28 protein-coding genes are annotated in these 25731 nt (G+C 66.9%); 14 read left to right on the top strand and 14 right to left on the bottom strand.

All coding sequences use genetic code 11. The annotated features are described in order from the left end of the window. Positions 1–16: 16 nt before the first annotated feature. Positions 17–307 carry a transcriptional regulator gene (locus N6C22_RS07560; protein WP_261650487.1) on the top strand — a complete coding sequence of 97 codons (291 nt, stop codon included), beginning with the start codon at positions 17–19 and terminating at the stop codon, positions 305–307. Between the two features lie 22 nt (positions 308–329). On the opposite strand, the gene N6C22_RS07555 is transcribed toward N6C22_RS07560, so the two are convergent. Next, positions 330–749 carry a Rieske 2Fe-2S domain-containing protein gene (locus tag N6C22_RS07555; protein ID WP_261650486.1) on the bottom strand — a complete coding sequence of 140 codons (420 nt, stop codon included), beginning with the start codon at positions 747–749 and terminating at the stop codon, positions 330–332. Positions 750–841: 92 nt separating this feature from the next. On the opposite strand from N6C22_RS07555, the gene N6C22_RS07550 reads away from it, so the two are divergent. After that, the gene (locus tag N6C22_RS07550; protein ID WP_261650485.1) at positions 842–1897 is read left to right on the top strand and encodes a trans-acting enoyl reductase family protein; all 1056 of its coding nucleotides are present in this window, start codon (positions 842–844) and stop codon (positions 1895–1897) included. Between the two features lie 113 nt (positions 1898–2010). Here the strand turns inward: N6C22_RS07550 and N6C22_RS07545 are convergent, their stop codons facing one another. The 6 genes from N6C22_RS07545 to N6C22_RS07520 all read right to left on the bottom strand — a co-directional run bounded on the left by N6C22_RS07545 (position 2011) and on the right by N6C22_RS07520 (position 7522). Then, positions 2011–2925: an aminotransferase class IV gene (locus N6C22_RS07545; RefSeq protein ID WP_261650484.1), complete on the bottom strand. Its 915-nt coding sequence runs from the start codon at positions 2923–2925 to the stop codon at positions 2011–2013. Further along, on the bottom strand, positions 2910–3533 hold the full coding sequence (locus N6C22_RS07540; protein ID WP_261650483.1) for an aminodeoxychorismate/anthranilate synthase component II: 624 nt from the start codon (positions 3531–3533) through the stop codon (positions 2910–2912). Before N6C22_RS07540 ends, N6C22_RS07545 begins: the two co-directional genes overlap by 16 nt. Next, the gene (gene pabB / locus N6C22_RS07535; RefSeq protein ID WP_261650482.1) at positions 3526–5046 is read right to left on the bottom strand and encodes an aminodeoxychorismate synthase, component I; all 1521 of its coding nucleotides are present in this window, start codon (positions 5044–5046) and stop codon (positions 3526–3528) included. The genes N6C22_RS07540 and pabB overlap by 8 nt, the downstream gene beginning before the upstream one ends. A gap of 46 nt (positions 5047–5092) precedes the next feature. Further along, the gene (locus N6C22_RS07530; RefSeq protein ID WP_261650481.1) at positions 5093–5761 is read right to left on the bottom strand and encodes a helix-hairpin-helix domain-containing protein; all 669 of its coding nucleotides are present in this window, start codon (positions 5759–5761) and stop codon (positions 5093–5095) included. A 35-nt stretch (positions 5762–5796) separates the two neighbouring features. Next, entirely contained in the window at positions 5797–6612 is an 816-nt protein-coding gene (locus tag N6C22_RS07525; RefSeq protein WP_261650480.1) for a shikimate dehydrogenase, read from the bottom strand. A 67-nt stretch (positions 6613–6679) separates the two neighbouring features. Further along, the gene (locus N6C22_RS07520; protein ID WP_261650479.1) at positions 6680–7522 is read right to left on the bottom strand and encodes a universal stress protein; all 843 of its coding nucleotides are present in this window, start codon (positions 7520–7522) and stop codon (positions 6680–6682) included. Between the two features lie 173 nt (positions 7523–7695). Here N6C22_RS07520 and N6C22_RS07515 point away from each other — a divergent pair, with 173 nt between their 5' ends. The 5 genes from N6C22_RS07515 (at position 7696) to N6C22_RS07495 (ending at position 12575) form a co-directional block, all read left to right on the top strand. Beyond that, entirely contained in the window at positions 7696–9102 is a 1407-nt protein-coding gene (locus N6C22_RS07515; protein ID WP_261652543.1) for a sodium:calcium antiporter, read from the top strand. Between the two features lie 54 nt (positions 9103–9156). Beyond that, entirely contained in the window at positions 9157–10467 is a 1311-nt protein-coding gene (locus N6C22_RS07510; RefSeq protein ID WP_261650478.1) for a D-aminoacyl-tRNA deacylase, read from the top strand. 134 nt (positions 10468–10601) lie between these two features. After that, complete coding sequence (gene ftsZ / locus N6C22_RS07505) at positions 10602–11774, top strand: cell division protein FtsZ (RefSeq protein ID WP_261650477.1); 1173 nt, start codon at positions 10602–10604, stop codon at positions 11772–11774. A 193-nt stretch (positions 11775–11967) separates the two neighbouring features. Beyond that, positions 11968–12135 (top strand): protein translocase SEC61 complex subunit gamma, encoded by a 168-nt coding sequence (locus N6C22_RS07500; protein ID WP_261650476.1) that lies wholly within the window; start codon positions 11968–11970, stop codon positions 12133–12135. Between the two features lie 2 nt (positions 12136–12137). After that, a complete protein-coding gene (locus tag N6C22_RS07495; protein ID WP_261650475.1) occupies positions 12138–12575 on the top strand; it encodes a transcription elongation factor Spt5 in 438 nt (145 codons plus the stop codon). 164 nt (positions 12576–12739) lie between these two features. On the opposite strand, the gene N6C22_RS07490 is transcribed toward N6C22_RS07495, so the two are convergent. Beyond that, positions 12740–13036, bottom strand: a complete 297-nt coding sequence (locus N6C22_RS07490) for a hypothetical protein (protein ID WP_261650474.1) — start codon at positions 13034–13036, stop codon at positions 12740–12742. Positions 13037–13207: 171 nt separating this feature from the next. On the opposite strand from N6C22_RS07490, the gene N6C22_RS07485 reads away from it, so the two are divergent. Next, positions 13208–13972, top strand: coding sequence for a PHP-associated domain-containing protein (locus tag N6C22_RS07485; RefSeq protein ID WP_369684395.1), 765 nt, complete (start codon positions 13208–13210; stop codon positions 13970–13972). Positions 13973–13990: 18 nt separating this feature from the next. Here N6C22_RS07485 and N6C22_RS07480 read toward each other — a convergent pair whose 3' ends face one another. Both N6C22_RS07480 and N6C22_RS07475 read right to left on the bottom strand, forming a co-directional pair. Then, positions 13991–14497, bottom strand: coding sequence for a metal-dependent hydrolase (locus tag N6C22_RS07480; protein WP_261650473.1), 507 nt, complete (start codon positions 14495–14497; stop codon positions 13991–13993). Next, a complete protein-coding gene (locus N6C22_RS07475) occupies positions 14494–14994 on the bottom strand; it encodes a CinA family protein (RefSeq protein WP_261650472.1) in 501 nt (166 codons plus the stop codon). Before N6C22_RS07475 ends, N6C22_RS07480 begins: the two co-directional genes overlap by 4 nt. A gap of 118 nt (positions 14995–15112) precedes the next feature. Here N6C22_RS07475 and N6C22_RS07470 point away from each other — a divergent pair, with 118 nt between their 5' ends. Together N6C22_RS07470 and N6C22_RS07465 are read left to right on the top strand one after the other, a co-directional pair. After that, positions 15113–16213, top strand: coding sequence for a pyridoxal phosphate-dependent aminotransferase (locus N6C22_RS07470; RefSeq protein WP_261650471.1), 1101 nt, complete (start codon positions 15113–15115; stop codon positions 16211–16213). A 74-nt stretch (positions 16214–16287) separates the two neighbouring features. After that, entirely contained in the window at positions 16288–17475 is a 1188-nt protein-coding gene (locus N6C22_RS07465; RefSeq protein WP_261650470.1) for a TRC40/GET3/ArsA family transport-energizing ATPase, read from the top strand. Positions 17476–17508: 33 nt separating this feature from the next. On the opposite strand, the gene nirK is transcribed toward N6C22_RS07465, so the two are convergent. After that, positions 17509–18597 carry a copper-containing nitrite reductase gene (nirK, locus tag N6C22_RS07460; RefSeq protein ID WP_261650469.1) on the bottom strand — a complete coding sequence of 363 codons (1089 nt, stop codon included), beginning with the start codon at positions 18595–18597 and terminating at the stop codon, positions 17509–17511. 107 nt (positions 18598–18704) lie between these two features. Between nirK and N6C22_RS07455 the strand changes: the two genes are divergently transcribed. Next, complete coding sequence (locus N6C22_RS07455) at positions 18705–19742, top strand: halocyanin domain-containing protein (RefSeq protein WP_261650468.1); 1038 nt, start codon at positions 18705–18707, stop codon at positions 19740–19742. Positions 19743–19948: 206 nt separating this feature from the next. Here the strand turns inward: N6C22_RS07455 and N6C22_RS07450 are convergent, their stop codons facing one another. The 3 genes from N6C22_RS07450 to N6C22_RS07440 are packed head-to-tail and all read right to left on the bottom strand — an operon-like array spanning position 19949 to position 22532. After that, entirely contained in the window at positions 19949–20842 is an 894-nt protein-coding gene (locus tag N6C22_RS07450) for an SDR family oxidoreductase (RefSeq protein ID WP_261650467.1), read from the bottom strand. 25 nt (positions 20843–20867) lie between these two features. Beyond that, complete coding sequence (locus tag N6C22_RS07445; protein WP_261650466.1) at positions 20868–21608, bottom strand: endonuclease V; 741 nt, start codon at positions 21606–21608, stop codon at positions 20868–20870. Between the two features lie 3 nt (positions 21609–21611). After that, positions 21612–22532: a rhomboid family intramembrane serine protease gene (locus N6C22_RS07440; RefSeq protein WP_261650465.1), complete on the bottom strand. Its 921-nt coding sequence runs from the start codon at positions 22530–22532 to the stop codon at positions 21612–21614. Between the two features lie 550 nt (positions 22533–23082). Here N6C22_RS07440 and N6C22_RS07435 point away from each other — a divergent pair. Genes N6C22_RS07435 through N6C22_RS07425 form a run of 3 tightly spaced genes read left to right on the top strand, consistent with a single transcriptional unit; the run spans position 23083 to position 25721 of the window. After that, positions 23083–23499, top strand: coding sequence for a DUF5788 family protein (locus N6C22_RS07435; RefSeq protein WP_261650464.1), 417 nt, complete (start codon positions 23083–23085; stop codon positions 23497–23499). A gap of 3 nt (positions 23500–23502) precedes the next feature. Beyond that, positions 23503–25242 (top strand): DNA polymerase/3'-5' exonuclease PolX, encoded by a 1740-nt coding sequence (gene polX, locus N6C22_RS07430; protein ID WP_261650463.1) that lies wholly within the window; start codon positions 23503–23505, stop codon positions 25240–25242. Between the two features lie 20 nt (positions 25243–25262). Further along, entirely contained in the window at positions 25263–25721 is a 459-nt protein-coding gene (locus N6C22_RS07425; RefSeq protein WP_261650462.1) for a Mut7-C RNAse domain-containing protein, read from the top strand. Positions 25722–25731: the final 10 nt, after the last annotated feature.

Raw genomic sequence — 25731 nt, 5'->3', positions numbered from 1 at the left:
GGTCCGACTCACGCCCATGCGCCAGGCTGACGAAACCACCCGCCAGCGCATCACCGACAGACTTCGCGAGGGTGCCTCGACCCCGAGTGCACTCGCCACGGAGTTCGAGGTGACAGCCGGCACCGCCCTTCGCCACGTCGAACACATCTCCCGGTCGCTCGACAACGCCGAGGAGGAACTGCTCGTGGCACCACCTGAATGTCGGGAATGCGGGTTCACGGACTTCGACGACCTTCTGAACCGTCCCTCACGCTGTCCGGAGTGCAAGAGCGAATCGCTGGAGGAACCAGCGTTCGTCGTCGAATAAGCGTCCGACAGTCACAGGCCCGTCAGGGCCCGTCGAAGCCGATTCGCCCACCGGAGGATAGGTCGATGTCGCTGGCCTGTCCGACGTGGTCGAACCGGTAGTCGTCGTCCGTCAGGTAGACCGCACCGTCCTCGACGGTCACGTCCACCGTCTCGAGTACCGCGCCCTCGCAGGGGCCGTGGGTACAGACCCCGTCGTCCTTGCGGAAGGTCGCGGCGTGTCTCGTACACACCAGTTCGTCGTCCCTGACGGTGCCACCGGAACCCTTGTCGAGTCGTACGTCGGTCCAGTGCTGACAGTAGTTCATGTAGGCCTCGACGGTGCCGTCGGGAAGCTTCGTGAGGACGACCTCGCGCTCGTCGAACCCCTCCATCACGGTGAACAGGAAGGTCTCGTCCTCGGGGACCTCCGCGACCGTCGTCACACGACTGTCCGCGTCCATGCAGTGGCCGTTACGCCCGGACCGATTTGAACGCCACGGTCGTGGCGTGGGGTTCACGCATGCTTTTGTCCCCGGCGTGAGGTGTGTCACCTATGTCCGACCTGCTCATCTACGGCTCCTACGGCTACACCGGGCGGCTCATCGCCCAGCAGGCCACCGTCGACGGCCTCGACCCCATCCTCGCGGGCCGAACCGCCGAGAAGGTTCACGACCAGGCCGAGGAGTTGGGCTGTCGCTCGCGCGTCTTCGAGGCGAAGAATCCCCGGACCGTCGCGGACTACCTCGAAGGCGTCGAGGTGGTGCTGAACTGTGCCGGCCCGTTCGCCCACACCGCCGACCCCATCGTCGAGGGCTGCATCGAGACCGGAACGCACTACCTCGACATCACCGGCGAGTGGCACGTGTTCCGCGACATCGCCGAACGGGGCGAGGACGCCGACGCAGCCGGTGTCATGCTCCTCCCCGGCGTCGGCTTCGACGTGGTCCCGTCGGACTGCCTCGCCGCGCACCTCCACGACCGTCTGCCCAGCGCGACCGACCTCTCGCTGGCGCTCGGCGGCCTCGGCGGCATGTCCCGTGGAACCGCGATGACGATGGTCGAGAACATCGCCGAGGGTGGCGTCGTCAGGGAAGACGGCGAGATCGTCCAGGTGCCCCAGGCGTACCGCGACCGCGAGATCGAGTTCAGCTACGGCGAACGCAGCACGATGACCATCCCCTGGGGCGACGTGTTCACCGCCTACCACTCGACGGGCATCCCCAACGTCCAGGTGTACTCCGAGACCCACCCGAAGACCATCAACCGGCTCCGGAAGTTCCGGAAACTCGCGCCCGTCCTCGGCACGGCCCCCGCACAGAAACTCCTGAAGTGGCTCGTGAACCGGCGCGTGAAGGGCCCCGACGACGAACAGCTCCGCGAGGGACGCGGCGAGATATGGGGCGAAGCCACCGACGGCGAGAAGACGGTCGTCTCCCGGCTGGAGACACCGAACGGGTACGCGCTGACCCGCGACACTGCGCTACTCACCACGAAGCGCGCACTCGACGGCGACCTGAAAACCGGGTACCAGACCCCCTCGACCGCCTACGGGAAGGACCTCGTGCTCGAGGTCGACGGGGTCGAACGGGTCGACGTGGGCGGGACGTAGCGAGAATTCAAGTACGAAACCGCGGCCAGCGTCGGCGTGCACTGACCCGCCACGCGCCGGTCCGCGGTTGCGCGACGCCCCCGCGCGTGGTCTCGATTCGCGTCGCCTGTTCGCTAGTCTGTGTCCTCGGGAGCCCCGGACTCCGACGGCGCTTCCTCCAGTCGCTCACCATCGTAGTGGCGACGCTCGACGAGCGCGGCGAACTTGCTCCGGAGCAGGTCGGTGACGGGGCCACCGCCCACGTCCAGCCCATCGACCGTCGCGACCGGCCGAAGCTCCCACGTCGAGTTCGTCAGGAACGCCTCGTCCGCGGTCCGGACGTCCTCCAGCCCATAGCGGTCCTGCCACACCGGGATGCCCTCCTCCTCGGCGAGTTCGAGCACGACCTTGCGGGTGATGCCCGGCAGGAGCGGGAGCTCTGCACTCGGGGTGTGCAGGCCGTGCTCGTTCACGAAGAAGAGGTTGCTCGTCGCGCCCTCGCAGACGTTCCCCGCCTGGTCGCGAAGCAGAGCTTCGTCGGCACCTTCGACCAGCTCGTTCCGGGCGAGGATACCGTTCAGGTAGTTGTGGGTCTTCGCCCGGGGTGGGAGTGCGTTCGCCGGCGGCTTGCGTGTCTTCGTCGTCTGGAGGACGGCGGGACCGTCCCAGACTGGATCCGCTCCCTTGCCACCCCTGGACAGTGGCTTGACGATGACGACCACCGTCGGGTCGACTTCGGGCTGAGGGGCGAGCGTCCCGGGCTGGATGCCACGAGTCACCGAGAGTTTGACGTAGGCGTCTTCGAGGTCGTTCGCGTCGAGCGTCTCGTCGATGCGAGCGCGAAGCTCCTCGTCGGGGAACCCGTGGTCGAACCCGAGAGTATCGCACGAGCGGCGCAACCGGTCGGCGTGGGCTTCCCACTCGAACACGTCGCCGCCGTAGGCCCGCATGGTCTCGAACGCTGCGTCACCGTACTGGAATCCCCGGTCCCGGACGCTGATTGTCGCGTCCTCGGCCGGGACCAGTTCGCCGTCTACGTGGTATCGCATTGGTCGATGAACGTCGCAACGAGTCGCTTGCCGACGCGGAGCGACAGGTGCGCGCCGGCCGCCGGTTCGCTCACGTCGCCCGTGAGGATGCTCTCGGGGTGGAACTGCACGCCGACGTGCGGTTTCTCGCGGTGGCGCACCGCCATCAGCACGTCGCGTTCGTCGTCGGTCGCGGCCGTCTCGACCAGCGAGTCGGGGAGGTCCGCCCGTTCGACCGCCAGCGAGTGGTAGCGCCCGACGCGAATCCGGTCGGGCACATCCGCGAAGATCCCTTGCCCGTCGTGGGTGATGACAGAGGGCTTCCCGTGGACCACGTCGGGGGCGTGGACCACCGGCGCGCCGTTGGCCGCACAGAGCGCCTGGTGCCCCAGGCACACCCCCAGCGTCGGATAGTCGAGGTCGCGGAACACCGGGATGGAGACCCCAGCTTCCGCGGGCGTGCCCGGCCCCGGCGAGACGACGATACCGTCCGGGTCCAGTTCCTCGATGCCAGCCACGTCGATAGCGTCGTTCCGGCGGACGACGACGCTGTCGGCCAGCTCGCCGACGTACTGGACGAGGTTGTAGACGAACGAGTCGTAATTGTCGACGACGAGTATCTCAGTCATCGCCTGCCCCCTCGACGGTCAGGCCCGCCCGGTCGCCCAGCGCCTCGTCAACCGCCGTGACGAGCGCCCGGGCCTTGTCCAGCGTCTCCTCGTATTCTCGTTCGGGTACCGAATCGTGGACGATACCCGCGCCAACGCGGAGGTGGTACTCGTCGCCCGAGCGGACGAGCGTCCGGATGACGATGTTGAGTGTGGCGCGGTCGTCGAACCCGAACAGGCCCATGCTCCCCGTGTAGGGCCCTCGCCGGGTCGATTCGAGCTCGTCGATTATCTCCATCGTCCGGGGCTTCGGTGCGCCGGTGATGGTACCGCCGGGGAACACCGCGGCGATAGCGTCTGCCAGCGTCGCGTCGTCCCGGAGGTCACCGGTCACGTTCGAGACGAGGTGCATCACCTCGGAGTACCGGTCGACGCGGCGGTACTCCGCCACCTCGACGGTCCCGTACTCGCACACCTTCCCGAGGTCGTTGCGTTCGAGGTCGACCAGCATCGCGTGTTCCGCCCGCTCTTTCTCGTCGCTGGTCAGGTCGGCCGCGAGCTCGTCGTCTTCCTCAGGGGTGTGTCCTCGGGGGCGCGTGCCGGCGATGGGTTCGGTCCGAACCGACTCGCCGTCCCGGTCGAGCAGGAGCTCGGGGCTGGCGCTGACGAGGTCGAGTCGGGGGAACTCGAACAGGCCGGAGTACGGCGCGGGGTTCACCGTCCGGAGCGCGTCGTAGGCTGCGACCGGGTGGACGGCTGCCGGGGCGACGAGCCGCTGTGAGACGTTCGCCTGGAAGGTATCGCCGGCGTGGACGTACTCCTTCACCCGGCGGACCCGGTCGGCGTAGGCCTCGCGGCCGCAGTCGCTCTGGAACGTCGCGTCCTCCTGTGCCACCGGCGGGTCGCCGAAACCAGGGTCGCCGGTCGTCGCGCGGGTTGCGAGGTCGAGTGCATGCTCGCAACTGCGCTCGTAGATGTCCTCGAGGTCGTCGTCTGCGGCCACGCTCGGACAGGCGGTGATCCGGAGCGTCGTCTCCTCGCTGTCACGGGGTTCCTCCCAGGCGGCGATTCGGTCGTACACCCCGACCTGCAGGTGCGGGAGTTGTCGGTCGTCGACGGCCGATTCCGGGAGGGATTCGAGTTCCCGGGCGACGTCGTACGAGAGCCACCCGATAGCACCGCACGGGTAGGGAACGTCACAGTCCCCGCGGACGAGCGTCTCGCCGTCGAGGAGTCCCTGTAACGCGGCGAGCGTCGGCGACTGGGCTGGTCGCGAGTCTGTCGAACGCACCGTCGCATCGGCCGAGACGGTCATCGCGTCGACGGGGTCGACCGCGAAGTAGCCCCAGCCGGGCTGGCCGCCGGTGGTCTCCACGTACGCGTTCCAGTCTGCGTCCTCGCGGGCCCGTCGATAGGCATCGAACGGGTCGGCGACGCGAACATGGACCTCGACCGGAACGCGTGCCCCCGGCGGAGCGTCCGCCGCCGCCGAGGCGAACGCCTCGCGGCTGGTCACGACGTGGGGGTCGGTCATGTCCTGAGGAAAGAGAACGGAACGTAACCGTGTTGCGGTTTCGGTACTACCGTCGCGCCCTGGCCCGTTTCACCCACTCCTCGATGCGGGTCGCGGAGATGTCGGTATCCTCGGCGACGGCCTCGGGGTCGGCATCCGCAAGGTCGGCGACCGTCTCGATGCCGGCGTTCGAAAGTCGCTCGGCGTACGCCGGACCGATTCCCTTGATATCGTCGGTCGGCTCGGACGGTTCCTCGGGTTCCGGTTCGGGCTCCGGCTCGGCCTCCGGTTCGGCCTCCGGCGCGTCGGATTCAGTGTCCTTAGTCTCCTCGGCGGCGTCCTCGCTCTCCTCGCGTTCGGGTTCCGCCGTCTCAGGTTCGGGTTCTGCCTCTTCGTCGGGTGCCGTCTCCTCGGGCTCGGGTTCCGCCGTCTCGGGTTCGGGTTCTGCCTCTTCGTCGGGTGCCGTCTCCTCGGGCTCGGGTTCCGCCGTCTCGGGTTCGGGCTCCGTCGTCTCGGGTTCGGCTTCGTCGATCGACTCCGAGACGTCGGCTTCCGCCGCGGTCTCTGCCTCGGTCGTCTCCGGTTCTGCAGCTGCCGCCTCGGTACTCGTCGTCTCGGCCGCCGTCGAGGGCTCGCGCCGCTCTTTCTCCACGGTCACGCCTACGTCGCGTGAGGACCGTGGCTGCGAGTCGTCGTCCAACCCCAGCAGCGACTTCAACTTCTTGAGCAGTGCCATTACAGGAGAGTATCGGGTGACGGCACTTAAACCCGCTACCTGTCGCTTCGCAAGCGGGTTCGCAGTGCTTCGTTCATCTCGTCGATGGGTGCGTCGCGCCCGATCCAGAGTTCGAACGCGATGGCCCCCTGGTAGAGGAGCATCCACGCCCCGTCGACGGTCGTCGCGCCGCACTCGGCGGCATCCCGGAGCAGCCGCGTCTCCAGCGGCTTGTAAACCGCGTCGAGGACCACGAGGTTCTCGTGGAGCGTATCGGCCGGGACCGGTGAGACGTCCTCCTCCATGCCGACACTGGTCGCGTTCACGAGGACGTCAGCATCGGGGACGAGTTCGGGGAGCGCGTCGAGCCCGTACCCGCTTGCCTCCGGGACCTCCGCGGCGAGGCTCGTCGCCCGCTCGACCGTCCGGTTCACGATGTGGACCGTGCTGCCGGCGTCGGCGAGCGCGAAGGCGATGGCGCGTCCTGCGCCACCCGCCCCGACCACGACAGCGGTCGCCCCAGCGAGCGTCGCGTCACCCTGTTCTTCGAGTGCGCGGCGGGCACCCTCGGCGTCGGTGTTGTGCCCGGTCGGCTGGTCACCCGAGAAGTCGATGGTGTTCACCGCGCCGATTCGCGCTGCCATCTCGTCGGGGTCGACGAGCGAGAGCACGTCCTGCTTGAACGGGATGGTCACGTTCAACCCACTGATACCCAGCGCGTCGGCACCGTCGATGGCCGTTTCGAGCTCGGCTGGATCGGGTTCGAACGTCACGTACCGCGCGTTCATGTCGTGGACCTCGTAGGCCGCCTCGTGCATCGGCGGCGACAACGAGTGCCCGACGGGGTTCCCCACGAGTCCGAATACCTGCATACGCGGAGCCGATGCGTCCGGCAGTGAAAAGTCGTCCGTCGCCTGCAACGTTCTCGTACTGTCTATCTCAGCGGTTCGGGTTGACGACCAGCACCGGCTGGTCGACGAGCCGGAGCACGCGGTCGGTCGTGCTGCCGAGCAACTGTCCGGCCAGACTCGACTCGCCGGTGGATGCCATGACGACCAGATCGACGTCGTGTTCGTCGACGTACTCCGAGATACCCTCGCTCGGGGTTCCGGCACGGGTCGCCTGCTCGAAGGTCACGCCGTCACCGGCGAGGGTGGCGTACTCGTCGGCCAGGTCTCCGAGTGACGCCAGTTCCCTCTCGAGGAGGTCGTCGACGTACGCCTGGTCGACACCACCGGCACTGAACGGGCCAGCCTCCTGCCGCACGTCGACGACTCTGAGCAGGTGCAGGGCCGCCCCGTACTGGTCGGCGAGGTCGGCTGCCGGAGCGACGGCCGTGCTCGCGGCTTCGCTCCCGTCGGTCGGCAAGAGGATGGTCTCGAAGTCGCTGACGGGGGACTCCCCACCGGGCACGGTCAACACGTGGGTGTCCGCCGTGCGGAGGACCCGGTTGGTGACGCTGCCGAACAGCCTGTCTCTGAGGCCCGTGTTCCCGTGTCGGCCCATCACGATGAGCCCCGCGTCGACCTCGTCTGCGAGGTTGACGATGGATTGGGCCGGGGGCGTCGAGACGACGTGCGTCGTGACGGCCACCCCGGCATCTTCGCCGAACGACTCGACCTCGTCGAGTGCCGCCCGCGCGGCTGCCTCGTCGAGTTCCCCGTGGGCGGCGGCGACCGCGGTGACCTGCCCGCCGGACGCCGCTGCGAGCGCGATTCCGGCCTGGGCGCTGCGGCTCGCACAGGCACTTCCGTCTACTGCGATGAGGACGTGCTCGAACATGTTTCTTGCTGGATATTCGTCGACACAGTACTAAAGTGGTACGAAGAGAACAGCCCGATTGAGCCGGGTTACTGGGATGACGCGACAGCGATGTCGAGCGTTCATTACCTGATAGGACGGGGACTCGGAAAACCACAAGCATTACCTACGCGATTACGAACGGTTCAGGTATGATTCGGCAACGACTCCAGCACCCGCTGGCCGCCCTTCTCTTCGCCGCCCTCCTCACAGCACCGTGGGTGGGTGTGAGGCTGTTGGGTGGTCCCGACGCGTTCGGGTTCTCCTCGCTCATGACAGTCGCGGTAAGTGGTCTCTCGGTCCTCGGCGCGTCCTTTATGCTCGCGTGGGGTGCCGAGACGGCAGAGAAAGACGTGCCACGGGCGTTCGCCATCGCCGTGCTCGCCGTGCTCGCGGTCGCCCCCGAGTACGCCGTCGACGCTCTCTACGCCTTCGGCGCTGGGAACGGCGGCGCGACGGCCGAAGCGTGTAACCAGTTCACCAAGGCGCAGATAGAGAACGGCGTGACGCCGGTTGCCGCGGCCTGTCACGACGCGAACCTCGCCGTGGCGAACATGACGGGTGCGAACCGCATCCTCATCGGCCTCGGCTGGTCTGGCATCGCCCTGTTCACCGTCTACCGGGCCGCCTCGTCGGCGGACCCCTCCGTCACCAAGAAGGACGGCTTCCTCCGGAACACCGTGTCGCTCGACCGTGACCTCGGCCTGGAAATCGTCTTCCTGCTCGGCGCGACCCTGTTCGCGTTCCTCGTGCCGCTGAACGGCGGTATCGGCGTCGCAGACACCCTTGTCCTCCTCGGCCTCTACGTCGCCTACATCATCATCATCGTCCGCGGCGACGTCGAGGAACACGAGGAACAGGTCGGTGTCCCGGCGTACCTCCAGGAACTTCCCTTCGCGTTCCGTTCGCTCTCGTCCATCTCGCTGTTCCTCTACTCCGGTCTCATCATCTACACCGCCGTCCACCCGTTCGCACACGGGCTGGAACTCATCGGGAAGGACCTCGGTGCCCCGCCGTTCTTCATGATCCAGTGGGTCGCACCGCTCGCCTCCGAGAGCCCGGAACTCATCGTCGTCGCCTACCTCGTGAACAAGGCGCGCTCGACCGCCGGGTTCAACGCCCTCATCTCCTCGAAGCTCAACCAGTGGACCCTCCTCATCGGGACCCTCGCTATCGTCTACAGCATCGCCCTCGGTGACGTCGGGACGCTGCCCTTCGACGACAAGCAGGCAGCCGAGATCTGGATCACGGCCGCACAGAGCCTCTTCGCCATCGCCATCATCACGAACTTCGAGATCAGCGTCAGAGAGGCCGTCCTCCTGCTGGTCCTGTTCGTCTCGCAGGTCGCCGCCGAGTCCGCCATCATCCTGACGATGTCTGGGCCCGAGGCGGATGCACTCAGCATGGACATCCTCTACGGCTACACCGTCGTCTACGTCCTCATCGCCCTCGTCATGTTCTGGCGGCGGCGTCACGAACTCGCGCGGACCTTCCAGTGGACCGCGAACCGCGCCAGGGAATCGATGGGCGGTGACGCTCCCGTCGCCGACCACTCGGACTGACGACGCTCGACCGGACCCGATACCCACTTGTTTTCGCTTCGCTAACGCTCGCCCGTGATCGCGATAGTCGTGAGCCGTGCGGACTCCGCGTCGACACACATCGGGTCCCACCTGTTCGACCTCGCCGACTGGGAGTCGACCGACGACCCGACCCGTCCCGACGGCGAGGGCGGGGGCACCGTCTACTGGACCGGCGGGTTCGAACTCCGCGAGTTCGACGACCTGCATCTCGACCTCGACGACGTGGCGGCCGCCTTCGACGACCCCGACATGCTCGTGTTCGCCTCGCGCCACTCGGGCGACACCGGAGCGCTCCTCACCGCCCACTTCACCGGGAACTTCGGCCCGGCAGAGTTCGGCGGGGAGGACGACAGCCTCGCCGAGGCGTGTCCGAACGCCCAGGCCGAACTCCTCGATGCCTTCACGGAGCACGCGCCGGAGGGCTACGAGGTCGGCATGGAGTGCACCCACCACGGCCCGAGCCGGGTCGGCGTTCCCTCGATGTTCGTCGAGCTGGGGAGCGACGAGAAACAGTGGGACGACCCCGAGGGCGCGCGAGCCGTCGCACAGGCCATCCTCGATATCGAAGACGCTGAGCCACACCGGGAGCGCACCGTCGTCGGGTTCGGCGGCGGCCACTACGTCCCCCGGTTCGAACGGGTCGTCCGGGAGACCGCGTGGGCGGTGGGCCACATCGCGGCGGACTGGGGCCTCGACGCGATGGGCCATCCCGAGGAACACCGGGAGGTCATCGACCAGGCGTTCGTCCAGAGCGGAGCCGAGTACGCGCTGGTCGAGGGCGACCGACCGACCCTCGAAGCCGTCGTCGCGGACCTCGGCTACCGGGTCGTCAGCGAGACGTGGCTCCGCGCGGTCGACGAGCAGGACCTCGACACGGTCGCCCGGCTCGAGGAGCGTCTCTGCCCGGTTTCGGACGGGCTCCGGTTCGGGTCCGTCAGCGAGGACTGGGAGGTTCGCGAGCTGCCGGCGGCCCTGCTCGACGCGGCACAGGGGACCGACCGCGAGGCCGTCCTCGCCGCCGCGGCGGAATCCCTCGTCGCCTACGAGACGATACAGAGTGGGAGCCGCGTCGACGGCCGTGCGGCCGTCTCGCCCGGGGAGTACGACGCCTTCGTCGCAGCCTTGGTCGACGTTATCTCGGAGAAGTACGACGAGGTTCGTCGCGAGGACGGCGAGGTCGTCGCGCGCTCGCACAGCTTCGACCCCGAACTGGCGCACGAGGCCGGCGTGCCGGAGGGACCGAAGTTCGGCCAACTCGCCGGGGGACGGCCCGTCGAGGTCGACGGTCGTACGATTACGCCAGAGGACGTGTCTTCGGAGCGAATCGAACGGTTCCCGGTCTGAGTTATAAAACACGCACCGCGTCACGGGGATATGCCTGGAATCGCATCTATCACGACGTGAGCGCCGAAACGTCTGACGACCGTCGGACAGTGGGGGAAAGGTAATTAACCTCGATAAAATAATGGGTGCTAAGGATGGATTCGATCGTTGAAGACGCTATCGACGAGGCCGAAGGCGGGTCCCAGGAGCGAGACCCCGCCCAGCGCTCCGGTGGAGTTCCACAGGACTCCGAGCCGAAGCGCACCGGCAAGATGACCGACGACGAGCTCGAGGACGTACTACAGGAGCTCCAGACCAACATCACCGTGGTCGGGTGCGGTGGTGCGGGCGGGAACACTATCAACCGGATGCACGAGGAAGGCATCCACGGCGCGAAGCTCGTCGCCGCGAACACCGACGTCCAGCATCTCGTGGAGATCGACGCGGACACGAAGATCCTCATGGGCGAGCAGAAGACCGGCGGGCGCGGTGCCGGGTCGCTCCCCCAGGTCGGTGAGGAAGCCGCCCTCGAATCGCAGGGCGAGATCTACGAGTCCATCGAGGGCTCGGACATGGTGTTCGTCACCGCCGGCCTCGGTGGTGGCACCGGCACCGGCTCCGCGCCGGTCGTCGCCAAGGCCGCCCGCGAGGCGGGCGCGCTCACCATCGCCATCGTCACGACGCCGTTCACCGCCGAGGGAGAGGTCCGCCGGACCAACGCCGAAGCCGGCCTCGAACGCCTCCGTGACGTGAGCGACACGGTCATCGTCGTGCCGAACGACCGCCTGCTCGACTCCGTCGGCAAACTGCCGGTCCGCCAGGCGTTCAAGGTCTCTGACGAGGTCCTCATGCGCTCGGTCAAGGGCATCACCGAACTCATCACGAAGCCCGGCCTCGTCAACCTGGACTTCGCCGACGTTCGGACCGTCATGGAGCGCGGCGGCGTCGCCATGATCGGCCTCGGCGAGTCCGACTCCGACGCCAAGTCGACGGACTCCGTGAAGGCTGCACTCCGCTCGCCCCTGCTCGACGTGGACATCTCCGGTGCCTCCTCCGCGCTGGTCAACGTCACCGGTGGCTCGGACATGAGCATCGAGGAGGCCGAGGGCGTCGTCGAGGAGATATACGACCGCATCGACCCCGACGCCCGCATCATCTGGGGGACCTCCATCGACGAGACCCTCGACGGCAGCATGCGCACCATGATCGTCGTCACCGGCGTCGACTCCCCGCAGATCTACGGCAACACCAACGAGGGCCAGGCCCAGCAGACCCAGCAGGCCCAGCAATCTCAGGACGTCCAGCAGGACATCGACTTCGTCGAATAGTCCGCGCCGGACCGATAGGCGGTCACGTCCATCGTCTTCTCTCTGGATTCAGTCGCCACAGCGACGGCACCGCACTCGCCGGATGTCCTGTCGTGTCACGCGGCCAGCACCCCCGGTTCCGCGGCGTAGGGCGGCATCGACGGCGATAGCGCGCATCAATAGATAGAAAAGCACTGATGACAAAGCCCCGGGCATGGAAGTTCCCAAGGACCTCACCTCCTACGTTCGCGTGCTCAAGATGGCGAGCACACCCTCGTGGGATGAATTCTCGCAAATCGCCAAAATCGCCGGGGCCGGCATCCTCTTCGTCGGCCTGATGGGCTTTCTCATCGCCCTCGTGATGCAGTTCGTACCAGCCTAACAATGCCGATATACGCCGTCAAAACCACCGCGAGCCAGGAGCGAACGGTCGCGGACATGATCATGAACCGTGAAGAGTCCACCATCCACGCAGCGCTCGCCCCCGATTCGCTGACGAGCTACGTGATGGTCGAAGCAGACGACCACAACATCATCGAGCGCGTGCTCGAGGACATCCCGCACGCTCGCAGCGTCATCCCGGGGGAGTCCGACATCTCCGAAGTCGAGCACTTCCTCTCCCCGAAGCCGGACGTCGAGGGCATCGCGGAGGGCGACATCGTCGAACTCATCGCTGGCCCGTTCAAGGGCGAGAAGGCGCAGGTCCAGCGCATCGACGAGGGCAAGGACCAGGTCACCGTCGAGCTGTACGAGGCGACGGTCCCGATTCCGGTCACCGTGCGTGGTGACCAGATCCGGGTGCTGGATAGCGAAGAGCGATAGCTCTTCGAACAGTCGAGCGGCATCGCCGCGAGACAGTGAGGAACGATAGTTCCTCGGACACCCGAACGGGGCGGAGCCCCGTGAGTCAAGAACGAAGAGCGATAGCGCCTCGATAGCGCGCTGACGCGGTTCAGAACGTTCGCACCGATTCCGAAGAGATCGGTCTACGCGGGTGAGCCGCCGAGCCGTTCGACCACCGCCTGCAGGTCGGCGCTCTCTTCGACGAGGTCTTTGATCTGTTCGCGCTCTCTGACCTCCTCCGAGCTCGCGCCGTAGGCCCGGACGTACTCGGCGCGGGAGTGTTCGTTGAACGCGTGTCGGATGGCAAGGTAGCCGTCCGGGACGACGACGCCACAGACCTTGCACTCCTGCCGTTCGTGCTCGGTGCTCTGGTGAACGATGAGGTCCTCGACGGTCTGGTACGTCGTGTTGCACTCGTCGATTCGGCATTCCCACGGCATCAGTTGGCGAAACTACGGAGGTCGGCTATTTCATTGTTGTCCTGGCACTGTCGGCTGTCTGTTCGGACCGGTGTTCGCCATCCCGGCATGGCGAACCCGTGCGAGATGAGACAGCCGACAGTGCGAACGCGAAACGGAACCACTAAACTCGTCCTGACGATACCACTGCGTGTGAGCGATAGCGAGGGGTCGCGGGTGGACATGCACGTCAAGGTGCTCGACGACGGGGTCGTCGAGCGCGCGAAGTCGCGGGGGCTGGACGTGCTGGTGTACGCACCGCACTTCGTCCGCCTGCCGGAGATCCGCCGACGGGCAGAGGCGTACAGCGACGACGAGTTGCTCGTGGTCCCGGCCCGAGAGATATTCACCGGTGACTGGCGGAATCGCCGGCACGTCCTCGCGATCGGGCTCGACGAGCCCGTCCCCGACTTCATCACCATCGACGGGGCGATGGCCGAACTGACGCGCCAGGACGCCGCGGTGCTCGCCCCCCATCCCGAGTTCCTGAACGTGAGCCTCGACGAGCACGAACTGCAGACATGGGGTGACGAGATCGACGCTGTCGAGGCGTACAACCCGAAGCTCCTGCTGAAGTGGGCCGACCGGGCTCGTGAGATAGTCGAGCGTGACGGGTGGGCACCGTTCGGGTCGTCGTACGCCCACCTCAGCCAGTCCATCGGTGAGGTGTGGACCGAGTTCGACCAGGTCCTCGACACGGAAGCGGCCCTGGTCTCCGCGCTCAAGGACGGGGTTTCACGGCAGGTTCGCCGCGAGCGCGGCCTCCGCCATCAGCTCCGCTGTGTGGTCGAGTTCGCCCATCTCGGCTACGAGAACTCCTGGTCGAAGATGGACCGGCTGTTCCTGCAGGGGACCGAGCCGACACACCCGCGACACATCGCGTACGAAGGTCGATTCGACGACGTTGCCGTGTACTGATTCTGTCCGCGGGGCGCGTTAGAGCCCGAACGCGGCGAGACCGATACCCTGGATGCCCTGTCCGAACTCCAGCGTCGCCCACGGGACGTGGAAGACGATGACGTAGCAGACGACGAGTTCGAACCCGGTGATGACGACCGTCATCAGGTCGGCATGGTCGCTCTTGACCGCGACGCCGATGGGCAGGCCGAACTCCTTCGACCACGGGTAGAACAGGGCGATACCCCGCTTGCTTCCCATGATGTCGAGCACGTAGTGGGTGAGGACGCCGATCCAGACGTACTGGAGATTGCCGTCGAATAGTATCGGGAAGGCGATGAACAGCGCGAGGATGCCGAGGTTGTGCAGGGTCTTCCGGTGCTTGCCGAACTCGGTGTCCACGTCGGGGAACAGCGCCCCGAGCGTGACGGGCAGGCCGACCTCGATTATCTTCACGAAGGTCGCTTCCGTCCCGGCGGGTTCGAGGATGTAGCCGAGGCCGATACTCAACAGCACCGCGTTCATCACGTGTCCTTTCTTGTTCATTCGAGAGACTCCACCTCGTCGAGCACGTCAGTGAGTGCCTGCTCCACCGTCTTCTCCCTGACGGTCGCGCGGTCGCCGTCGAACTGGTAGCGCTCGACCGTCGTGTAGGAGGACTCGGTCCCCCACGGACCCGCGTAGGCGATGCCGATGAACACGGTCCCGACCGGTGTGTCAGGGGTGCCGCCGGACGGACCAGCGACCCCCGTCGTGGAGACGCCCCACGTCACGTCGGCGGTGTCGCGCACGCCCTGGGCCATCTGGCGAGCGACCGACTCCGAGACCGCGCCGTGGGCGTCGAGGTCCTCGCGGTTCACGCCGAGCAACTGCTCTTTCGCGCCGTAGGCGTAGGTGACGAGCGACCGGTCGAAGTAGTCCGACGAGCCCGGCACATCGGTGATGCGGGCCCCGATGAGCCCCCCGGTGCAGGACTCCGCGGTCGCGAGCGTGTGGTTGCGCTCGCGGAGCACGTCGCCGAGACGTTCTGCGATCTGGGTCATGGTGGGAGGAAGGAGTGGCAGTGATTTGAATGGCAGGACTCTCGGTGTCGAACCGGGTTCCGGGCGCTCCCGGCGACGTGGCGAAAGAAACTCCACCCCGCGCACCGAGGCATGCCACATGAACTACGAGAAGCCGCTGTTCTTCGAGATCATGTCCTACGCGGTCCACGCCGACCGGGACGTGGTCGACATGGTCAGCGGGAACCCGGACTGGGAGCCGCCGGAATCCCTGCGAGAGGGTCTCCACGAGTACGCGGACCTCGACTCGCTCCAGTTCCAGTACCCGCCCTCGGAGGGGCTGCGCGAGCTTCGCGAGGAGATCGCCGCCAGACGGAACGTCGACGAGTCCCAGGTCGTCATCACCAACGGCGGGTGCGAGGCGAACTACCTGGCGATGGCGCGTGCGCTCGAACGCGGGGTCGGTGACGAGATCATCCTGACGGACCCGGTGTACCCCTACTACCCCGGCAAGACCGACATGCTCGGTGGGAAACAGCGATTCGTCGACACGGCTTCCGACGGGACGCTCGACCCGGCCGACGTGCGGGCGGCCGCCAGCGACGACACCGCCGCCATCGTCGTGAACTCGCCGAACAACCCGACCGGCGCGGTGTACGGGGAGGACGTGGTTCGGGAACTCGTGGCCATCGCGGAGGCGTACGACGCCATCCTCGTGAGCGACGAGGTGTACGACCACTACGACCTCTCCGGGCGGTTCACGAGCGCCCTTTCGGTCGATTCGGACCACCGCATCGTCACGAACTCGTTCTCGAAGACGTTCGCGATTACCGGGTTCCGGGTCGGCTACGCCATCCTGCCGCCCGAGCACGTCGAGGCCGCGAAGTCCCGGCACATGCTGGTCACCATCTCGGCGTCCCGGCCGGCCCAGTACGCCGTCTTGCACGCGCTTCGCGAGACCGACCCGGCGTACTACGAGGCGAACCGGGAACTCCTGCGCGAGCGACGCGAGACGTTCACGGACGCGCTGGACGCGGCCGGCGCGGAGTACTCCCAGCCGGACGGCGCGTTCTACGTGATGGCCCGGTTCGGTGATACGCCGGGGTCCATCGAGAACACCAAGCGCCTGATAGACGAGGCGGGCGTCGCGGGCATGCCGGGGGAGGCGTTCGGCGACTCGCGCTCGGACTGGTTCCGATTCGCGCTGGTGACGCCCCGGGTCGAGGAGGCCGCAGAGCGATTGGCGACGTACTTCTCCTGAGTCGACTGTCCACCCCCGACCCGGTCTCGCCCCCAACCGGGAAGTACACAAGTCGTGACCCGGTACCAGCGCCTATGACTGACATCAGCGTCGAGGCGGTCGACGACGTAGAAGAAAGCGACGACGAACAGCCGTCCGTCGACGCGACGGACGCTGATATCGACGTGGACGTGGTCGAGGAGGCAGCCGACGAGGTCGGCCTCGACGGTATCGACGCGCCGAAGTACGTCCTCTACGGCGGCAAGGGCGGCGTCGGCAAGACGACGATGGCGGCCTCGACGGCGCTCGCAAGCGCCAGCGACGGTTCGACCACGCTCGTGGTCTCGACCGACCCGGCGCACTCGCTCTCGGACACGTTCGAGACGGACATCCCCGCCGAGCCGACACGGATTCGCGACGACATCCCCCTCTATGCGGCCGAGATAGACCCCGAGGTGGCGATGGAGCAGGGCGCAGCCGTCTTCGGCGGCGGCCAGTCGACCGGCGACGAGGACGACGCTGGCATGGGCGGCGCTGGCGGCCCCGGCGGCGCTGGCGGCCCGATGGGTGGCCTCGGCGACATGCTCGGTGGCGAGGGCGGTCCGATGGAACAGTTGATGGGCGGCGCGATGCCCGGCGCGGACGAGGCCGCCGCCATGCAGCTCTTCCTCCAGTACCTCGACGACCCGCGGTTCGACCGGGTCGTCGTCGACACCGCACCGACCGGCCACACGCTCCGATTGCTCGAACTCCCCGAGATAATGGACTCGATGGTCGGCCGGATGCTCAAGCTCCGCGAGCGTCTGGGCGGGATGATGGAGGGACTGAAGGGCATGCTCGGCGGTGGCCCCGCACAGGAGGACGACGGGATGCCGGACGACCTCGAGGAACTGCAGAAGCAGATAGAGCGCCTGCGAGCCGTGCTCCGGGACCCCACGCAGACCGACTTCCGCGTCGTGATGAACCCCGAGGAGATGAGCGTCTTCGAGTCCAAGCGCCTGCTCGCCCAGTTAGAGGAGTACGGCATCCCCGTTGGCACCGTCGTCGTCAACAAGGTGATGGAGGACCTCGCCGACGTGACCGACGACGTGGACCCGGACGAGTTCGTCAAGCCGAACCTGGACTCCTGTGAGTTCTGTCAGCGTCGCTGGGACGTCCAGCAGAAGGCCCTGGCGGAGGCCCAGGAGATATTCGTCGGCCACGACATCAAGCGCGTCCCGCTGTTCGCCGAAGAGGTGTGTGGCGAACGCATGCTGCGCATCGTCGCGGCCTGTCTGGACTGAGCTGGCGAGACCGTTCTCGCCCCGTCTCGGCGCTCAGGCCGGGTCGGGGTCGAATATCGTCGGGTCCTCGGGACCGTCAGCGTGGACGACCGCGAGGCAGCCCTTTCGAGCGACGCGGCTGAGCGCGTGGTCGACGAGTTTGAAGTCGCCCGGGACCGGGAACGACATCGTCGCGACACAGGACGACCCCGGCAGGACCGGCGTCGTCTGGACGAAGCGGGCTGGCGGGCTCGCGAGCGCCCCCTGCTCCCACACCTCGTCCCAGACGCTCCCGATGGGGTGGAACGCCGACGTGAGGTTCGGGCCACCGACCGCGTAGAATATCCGGGCCGTCTCGCCCGTCTTCACGCGCATCTCGTCGTAGCCCTGCGGCCCGATGGCGTACTTCTCGCCGTTCATCAGGACGTAGGTCGGGTCCTCGTCCGCCATGCCCGCGAAGTCGAACTCGTGGTGGCCCTGCTCGCCCGCCGTTCCAGCCGTGTACAGCTCGTGCTGGCCGAGGTAGAACTCGTGGTCGACCGGCGGGAGGCCTTCCTCGGGTTCGACGACGATGAGGCCGAACATCCCGCTGGAGATGTGGTAGTCGACGTTCGCGACCGCGCAGTGGTAGACGAACGCACCGGGGTACGTGACCTTGAAGCGCAGGCGCGTCTCCTCGCCGGGTGCGACGACCGTCGCTTCGGCCCCGCCACCGGGGCCGCGGCACGCGTGGAAGTCGACGTTGTGGACCATCGAATTGTCGGGATGGTTGCGGATGGTCAGGTCGACCGTGTCACCGACGCGGGTCCGGACCATCGGCCCGGGAATCTGCCCGTCGAACGTCATGTAGGTGAACGTGACGCCGGGCTCGACCTCGGCGACGACTTCCAGCGTCTCCATCTCGACCGCCACGACGGCCGGTTCCGTCCGCGTGATGGGCGCAGGGATGTCCCGCGGGTCCGCCGCGACCCGGTCGACGTCGACCGCCTTCGGCGGTGAGAGCTTGGCCTGCCCAGCAGCCATCCCGTGATCGAAGATCGAGAGGTCGTTTCGTTGGCTGCCGATCGTACAGCCAGCGAGCGCGGTCGCACTGCCAACTCCCATGGCCTGCAAGAAGCGTCGTCGGGTCGTGGTGGAACTCATGATTTACAGGAAGATATTACACATCAGAAGAGATATATCAGAAAGACATTTCTCGCCGTTAGAGAATCTGAAGAGCCGATATATCTCCAATACACCTATGTTTCCCCATGGACAGGAGTCTCGTTCAACACGACGGTTCACGCCGAACGTTCCTCCGTGGGGTCGGCGCACTCGCCGCCGGTGCGGTCGTCGCCGGGAGCGCATCGACCGCACGGGCACAGCCAGGGAATGCACTTGCCGAGTGGTTCGTCGGTGTCGAGAACTTCGACGGCCTCGTGGACGCCCGTGGCAAGGCAGAAGTCTCCATCAGTGTCGGGGCACCCGGTAACGGCGGTGGCTTCGCTTTCGAACCCGCGGCGGTCCGCATCGACCAGGGGACGACCGTCGTCTGGGAGTGGACCGGCGAGGGTGGCATGCACAACGTCGTGGAGAAGGCAGGCGGGTACGAGAGCGACCTTCTCACCGAGGCTGGGGCCACCTTCCAGCACGACTTCGCCGAGGAGGGCGTGAGTACGTACGTCTGTTCCCCGCACGAAGCGATGGGGATGAAAGGAGCGGTCGTCGTCGGTGACGTCCCGGTCGACATCGGCACGGGCGGTCTCGTCGAGGTCGAACCGGACTACGGCGACTGGTTCGACGATGTCGAGAACTACGAGGGAACCGTCGACATGCGCGGGGAGGACGAGGTCCGCATCACCGTCGGCGCACCCGGGAACGGTGGGAACCACGCCTTCGAACCGGCGGCGGTCCGCGTCGACTCCGGGACGACCGTCGTCTGGGAGTGGACCGGCGAGGGCGGTGTCCACGACGTGCAGGACGTCGAGGGCGCGTACGCAAGCGACCCGACCGACGAAGCCGGCGCTACCTACACGCTCACCTTCGACGGTGATGGTATCAGCAAGTACGCGTGCCCTGCTCACGGTTCCAGCTACATGCGGGGTGCCATCGTCGTCGGCAACCCGGAAGCAGGCATCGTCGAGATCGGTCAGCCAGCGCTCGTGACCGGTGGCCTGCTGGCCGGGGCCGCCCTCTCGCCACTCGCGCTCCTGGCGTTCCTCCATCTCCGGGGCGACAGGGAGCGACGCGGGAAGGTGTACGCTCCGGGTGGAATCGTCCGCGAGAACCGCAAGACTCGCGGTCGATGACATGCGGCCCGACCGAGGATTGAAATACGAGTAGGCGGCCAACCGGGCCGTGTTCTGACCGTCACCACACGCCCGGTCCGCGGCTGCACGGTACACCGGCGTGTGTCGTTCTCGTACCGTCTGTTCGCCTGTACGTCACGACGAGGACCCGAAGGTCGGTGACGTTCGTCCCGTTCGCGCCCGCCCGAACGAGGCCCTCAGACTCGCTACGACGCGAACTTCTGGACCAGCCGGAGGATGGTGTCCCGCCAGCGGTCCGGGACGAACCGGACGAGCATGAAGTACTTCGCGGCGGCCCCGACCGGATACCGCGGGTCCGGGTCGGTACTGCTCGCCGCGTTCAGGATGGTCTCGGCGACCGCCCGTGGCTTGACCGACATCGGGCTGCCACCGCTGACGGTGTTGGCGTCGTCGTACATCTCGTAGAGGTCACCGTAGGCGTCCGAACGTGGCAGGTCGTCGAGTTCGCTGTCCGCGCGGTCGTAGAAATCCGTCTCGACCGGACCCGGCTCGACGACCACCACGTCCACGTCGTGCTGGCCGACCTCGCCGCGGAGCGCGTCGCTCATCGCTTCGAGTGCGAACTTCGAGGCGGAGTACACCCCCGAGCCCGGAAGCGTGATGCGCCCGAGCGCGCTGGAGACGTTGACGATGGTCCCGCGTTCGGACTCGCGCATGTGCGGGAGTGCGGCGCGGATGAGCCGGTGTGGCCCGTAGAGGTTCACGTCGAACTGCTCGTGGACCTTCTTCGTCGGGACGTCCTCGACCGGTCCCATCTGGGCGAACCCGGCGTTGTTGACCACGCAGTCGATGCGCCCGTGCTCGTCGACGATGCGCTCGACGATGCGTTCGACCTGTCCGCGGTCGGTCACGTCGAGTTCCGCCGTCTTGCAGCCAGCGGCTTCGAGGTCCGTGATATCGTCGGTGTCGCGCGCGGTCGCGTACACCAGCCAGTCCTCGTCGAGGAACGCCTTCGCCGTCTCGCGTCCGATTCCGGAGGAACAGCCCGTGATGAGCACGGTTTCCAGCTTCGGTTCGGGGCTCCCCGACCCCGTGTCGGTCGCCGGTCCCCCGGCGTCCGTGTCCGAGTCGTCTGTCATGGACCGGCGTTCTCCCGCCGGGTACCTAAGTGTCGATGGTTCGTTTCGCCTCGTCGGCGTACGAATCGGCGAGCCGGGTGGGTTCGGGGAGTTTGTACCGGGTCGCCAGCCGGGCCACGAGGTCGGCCGCCGTCTCGGCACTCACTCGGTGGCCGGGACTGACGTAGAGCGGGTTTATCGACCGGTTCGGCGTGTCGTACTGCCGGGTCTGGACGGCGTAGCCGATGGTCGTCCCCGCGGGCGCGTCGACCCGGTCGTCGGCCGTGATGGCGACGCGCTGGCCCACGGGGAGGTTCTCGGTCTCGCCCTGCGGCGTGCCACAGAGCAGGCTCTTCGCGACGCCGATGCTCGGCACGTCGAGGATGACGCCCATGTGGGTCGCGAGCCCGGCCTGCCGAAAGTGGATGCGTCCGCTCCCGTCGAACATGACGAGGTCGGGGTCCGTGTCGAGGGTCTCGAACGCGTCGAGGATGGGACCGCCCTCGCGGAACGAGAGCAGCCCGGGGATATACGGGATGTCGAGTGGCGACACTGCGTAGGTCTTCTCGACCACGGTGTCGCCCCGGAGGACGACGATGGCGCTCACGGCCCGGTCGTCGAGGAACGCCTGGTCGACGCCCGCGACGAGCGGCCCGGTGTCGGAGCCGACCTGTGAAGAATCGAAGTCGAAGTCGTCCTCAAACAGCGCAACCTCGGCGACACGGCGTTGCTGTGCCTCCATCTCCTCCCGGGAGGCGGCGGGGTCCGGAACGAACTCGTCGCGCATCCCTCAGAAGGGCCCGCGGCCACCGCCGCGGCGACCACCGCCCCCGAGTTGCGTCTCGCGCGGCAGGCGTATCTGGCCCTTGACGCGCTGGCCGTACAGCAAACCGATGACCAGGCCGACGAGGTGCGCACCGTGGGCGACGTTGGCCTGTCCCGGAAGCGGAACACCGCCACCGAGGATGCCAGTGACACTCAGCAGCGCGTAGAGCCCGGTGATGACCCAGATGGGCGTCGGGATGAGGAAGTAGATGAGGACGGTGAGGTTCGGCCGGATGATGGTCAGCGCGCCGAGCATCGCCAGGGCTGCACCCGAGGCACCGTAGAGTGCCGTCGGGTTGCCCTGGATGAGCGCGAAGCCGATCTGGCCGAGGCCGGCGACGACACCGCTCGCGAGGAAGATGAGCGTGTAGTCACGGCTGCCGACGTACTCCTCGACCAATCGGCCGAAGAAGAATATCACGATGCTGTTGCCGGCGATGTGACCGAATCCGGGCGCGTGGGCGAAGATGGAGGTGAACCACGCCCAGATGTACTCGGGGTGGTTGCTCTGGAGCGTGAAGATGTCGTACCAGAGCTGACTGGTCCGGGGGCCGATGTCGAGGGCGACGGGGAGGATGAAGTACTGCAGCCCCCACGTGACCCACATCAGCGCGAGGAACACGAACGTCATGTTCCCGCGGAAGTAACTCAGTGCGCCACCGCGACCGAAACCGAGACCAGAGAGCGCACTCGTGATACCGCCACTGTCTTGCTGGCCCGCGCTGGCGGAGTCGTCTTCCTGCCAGACGCCCTGCGGGTCTCCCCACTGCAACCCGGGGCAGTCGTGCTTCTCGGGCAACCGGTGTTTGCCACAGAACTTCTCACCACACCGGTTGCACGTGTACGGCATACTGGTGTGGTCGCCGCACTCGTCGCATTCAGCCATTGAACTGACGTAAGCAGAGGAGACGCAAAGGAGTTTGGGAACGGGCGTGTCGCTCCTAATATCGAGCGATAACCGGGGAGTAACTATCCGGGGGTCGGGCGTCGAGCGTCTCGCATCGCTCGTGTGGAAGTAGTGTCTGCGTCAGCGAAGGGGTGATTGGGGGCGGGCGGCGCTGTGAACCGCCCGCCGATGAACGCGGAATCGTCCGGGATTGGAGTAGTCCGTCACCTTCAGTCGAAAGGTCTGACCGACCGCCATGTCGTCGATCGTGTGAACGAACGCCTCCCGGTGACGACTGTGAAATCGTCGCGTCCGGGCTCGTCCGGGGAAAGGTCGAGTCCGGCCGCGTGGTGGGTGCGGATTCGTTGGGTCGACATGGCTGCCTGGGAACTGATGTTCCCTATCGAGTACGTAGACTGGGTCGATTGTAAAGGTATCAACGAGTTCAGGCGTCGTATCGAGTCTCGATTCGCGGCCCGGTGGTCGATGGACTCGGGAGGAACCACGGTGCGAGACAGGGTTTTTGACCCGGCGGAACCGACGTACAGGTGTGAAAGAGTACGAGAAGAAGCAGCTCCTCGCGAGGGCCGACCGCGAGGGAGCCACCATCGGTGCGGACATCCCGGACCGCATCGACGTGCAGGGGACGGAGCTCGACCTCCGGGAGTTCGTCTTCGAGATAAAGCGCCGGGACACCATCCCGCCGGGGGAACGCGAGCGCGTCGACGAGGCGAAGAAGAACCTCCGCCGTGAGCGCCTCCAGCGTCGCCAGCGCATCGAGGAGGACTGGGAAGCGCTCTCGCGCGAGGAGGGCGAGGAACTGGTCAACGCTATCATCGGCATCGACCGCGCCCTGAACGCGCTGGAGAACCTCGGCCCGACGAACCTCGAACAGGAGGCGATGGCCCAGGAGGCCGCCGACCAGAAGCGCTGGATGAACTTCCTGAAGAAAGCACTCGACCGCTAACCCATGACACTGAAACAGGACGTGGCAGACCGACTCGAAGAGATGGCCAACCTGCTCGAGGCCGACGGCGTCGAGTACAAACCGAACGCGTACCGCCGGGCGGCCGAGAGCGTCCGCGAGTACCCCGGTTCGTTCGAGGCACTCGTCGAGGAGGGTGAGGACGCGGTGAACGAACTCGACCACGTCGGTGACGCCATCAGCGCGAAGATCGTCGAGTACGCCGAGACCGGCGAGATCGAGGAGTTGACCGAGATACGGGAGCGCTATCCCGTCGATATGGCCGCCCTCCTGCGCGTCGAGGGCGTCGGGCCGAAGACGGTCGGTACGCTGTACGACGAACTCGGCGTCGAGACGTTGGAGGACCTCGAATCCGCGGCCCGTGCCGGGGAGATACAGAACGTCAAGGGCTTCGGTGCGAAGACCGAGCAGAACATCCTCGACAATCTGGAGTTCGCGAAGTCCGCGGGCGAACGCACCCTACTGGGGGATGCCCGGCCGGTCGCCGACTCGGTGGTCGCCTACCTCGAGTCCGTCGACGCCGCGGAGTCGGTCGAGGTCGCGGGGTCGCTCCGGCGCTGGCGTGCGACCATCGGCGACGTGGACGTGCTCGTCGGAACCGAGGACGGCGAGGCGGTCGTCGACGCCTTCACCGACTGGGACGAGGCGGACAACGTCATCGAGGCCGGCACGGAGAAGGCAGCGGTCCGAACCGACGGGCTCCGGGTCGACCTCCGCGTGGTCGTCCCCGACGAGTTCGGCTCGGCGCTACAGTACTTCACCGGCAGCAAGGACCACAACGTCCGGTTGCGCAACTACGCCATCGAACGCGGCATGAAGCTCAACGAGTACGGCGCGTTCGATGTTTCGAACGTGGACGACCCCGATTCGGGCCAGCGCGTCGGGGACCGCATCGGCGGCAGTACGGAGGAGTCGATGTACGAGGCCCTCGATTTACCGTGGATTCCGCCGGAGCTGCGCGAAGATAGAGGGGAGATACGGGCGGCCGCCGACGGTGACCTTCCGGACCTCCTCGAGGAGGACGACATCCGCGGCGACCTGCACAACCACACCGACTGGTCCGACGGGAACGAGACCATCGAGGAGATGCTGGCCGGCGCAGCAGAGTTCGGCCACGACTACCTCTGCATCTCCGACCACGCGACCGGTCCCGGTGTCGTCGGCGGCGTCGGTGTCGAGGACGAGGACCTGCTCGAACAGGCCGACGCGGTCCGAGAGGCAGCCGAGGACGTCGACATCGAGGTGTTCACCGGCGTCGAGGCGAACATCGCGGCCGACGGCAGCATCTCGGTCGCGGACGAGGTCCTCGACGAACTGGACGTGGTCGTCGCGTCCCCGCACGCCGCGCTCGACGGCGACGGGACCGACCGGATCATCGAGGCGATGCAACACCCCGCAGTCGACATCATCGGCCACCCGACCGGCCGCCTGCTCAACCAGCGCAAGGGTCTCGATATCGACCCCGAACGCCTCGCCGAGGCTGCGGTCGAACACGACGTTGCACTCGAGATCAACAGCAACCCGCACCGTCTCGACCTCTCGGGGAGCGCCGTGAAGTACGCAATCGACGCGGGCGCGACCATCGCCATCAACACGGACTCCCACCGGACCGCGACGTTCGAGTACATCCGCTATGGCGTCCACACCGCCCGTCGGGGCTGGGCCGAGGCGGCGGACGTGCTCAACGCCCGAGACGCCGAGGGCGTGCGGGAGTTCCTGCACTGACGACTGCTGAAGACCACCAGATGACCCGCTTCCTGCTCGACGTGATGTGCGGCGGTCTCACCAGCTACCTCCGGCTCTGCGGCCACGATACCGTCTACGCCCTCGACCGCGACGAGGACGACGACGACCGACTCCTGGCCATGGCGGCCGACGAACGCCGGACCCTCGTCACGCGGGACGTACACCTATCGAACCGGGCCGAGGACGCGGTTCTCCTTCGCCAGCGCGAAACCGAGGACCAGCTCGCGGAACTCGCGGCTGCGGGCGTTTCGCTCACCCCGACCGACGTGCCGACGCGCTGTGGCCGGTGCAATGGCCCGGTCGAACGCGTCGCCGAAGGGTCGTCGACGCCCGAGTACGCCCCTGACGACGACACGCCGACGTGGCGGTGCCGGGACTGCGGGCAGTGCTTCTGGCGCGGGAGTCACTGGGACCGGATGTGTGCGACGTTAGAACGAGTTCGGGCTGGGCAAGGATAGCAAGCGAGTC

The organism is Haloarchaeobius sp. HME9146 (assembly GCF_025399835.1).
Taxonomy (GTDB): domain Archaea; phylum Halobacteriota; class Halobacteria; order Halobacteriales; family Natrialbaceae; genus Haloarchaeobius.
The sequence above is the reverse complement of the archived record's forward strand: the minus strand, read 5'-3'. Positions and strand labels throughout refer to the sequence as shown.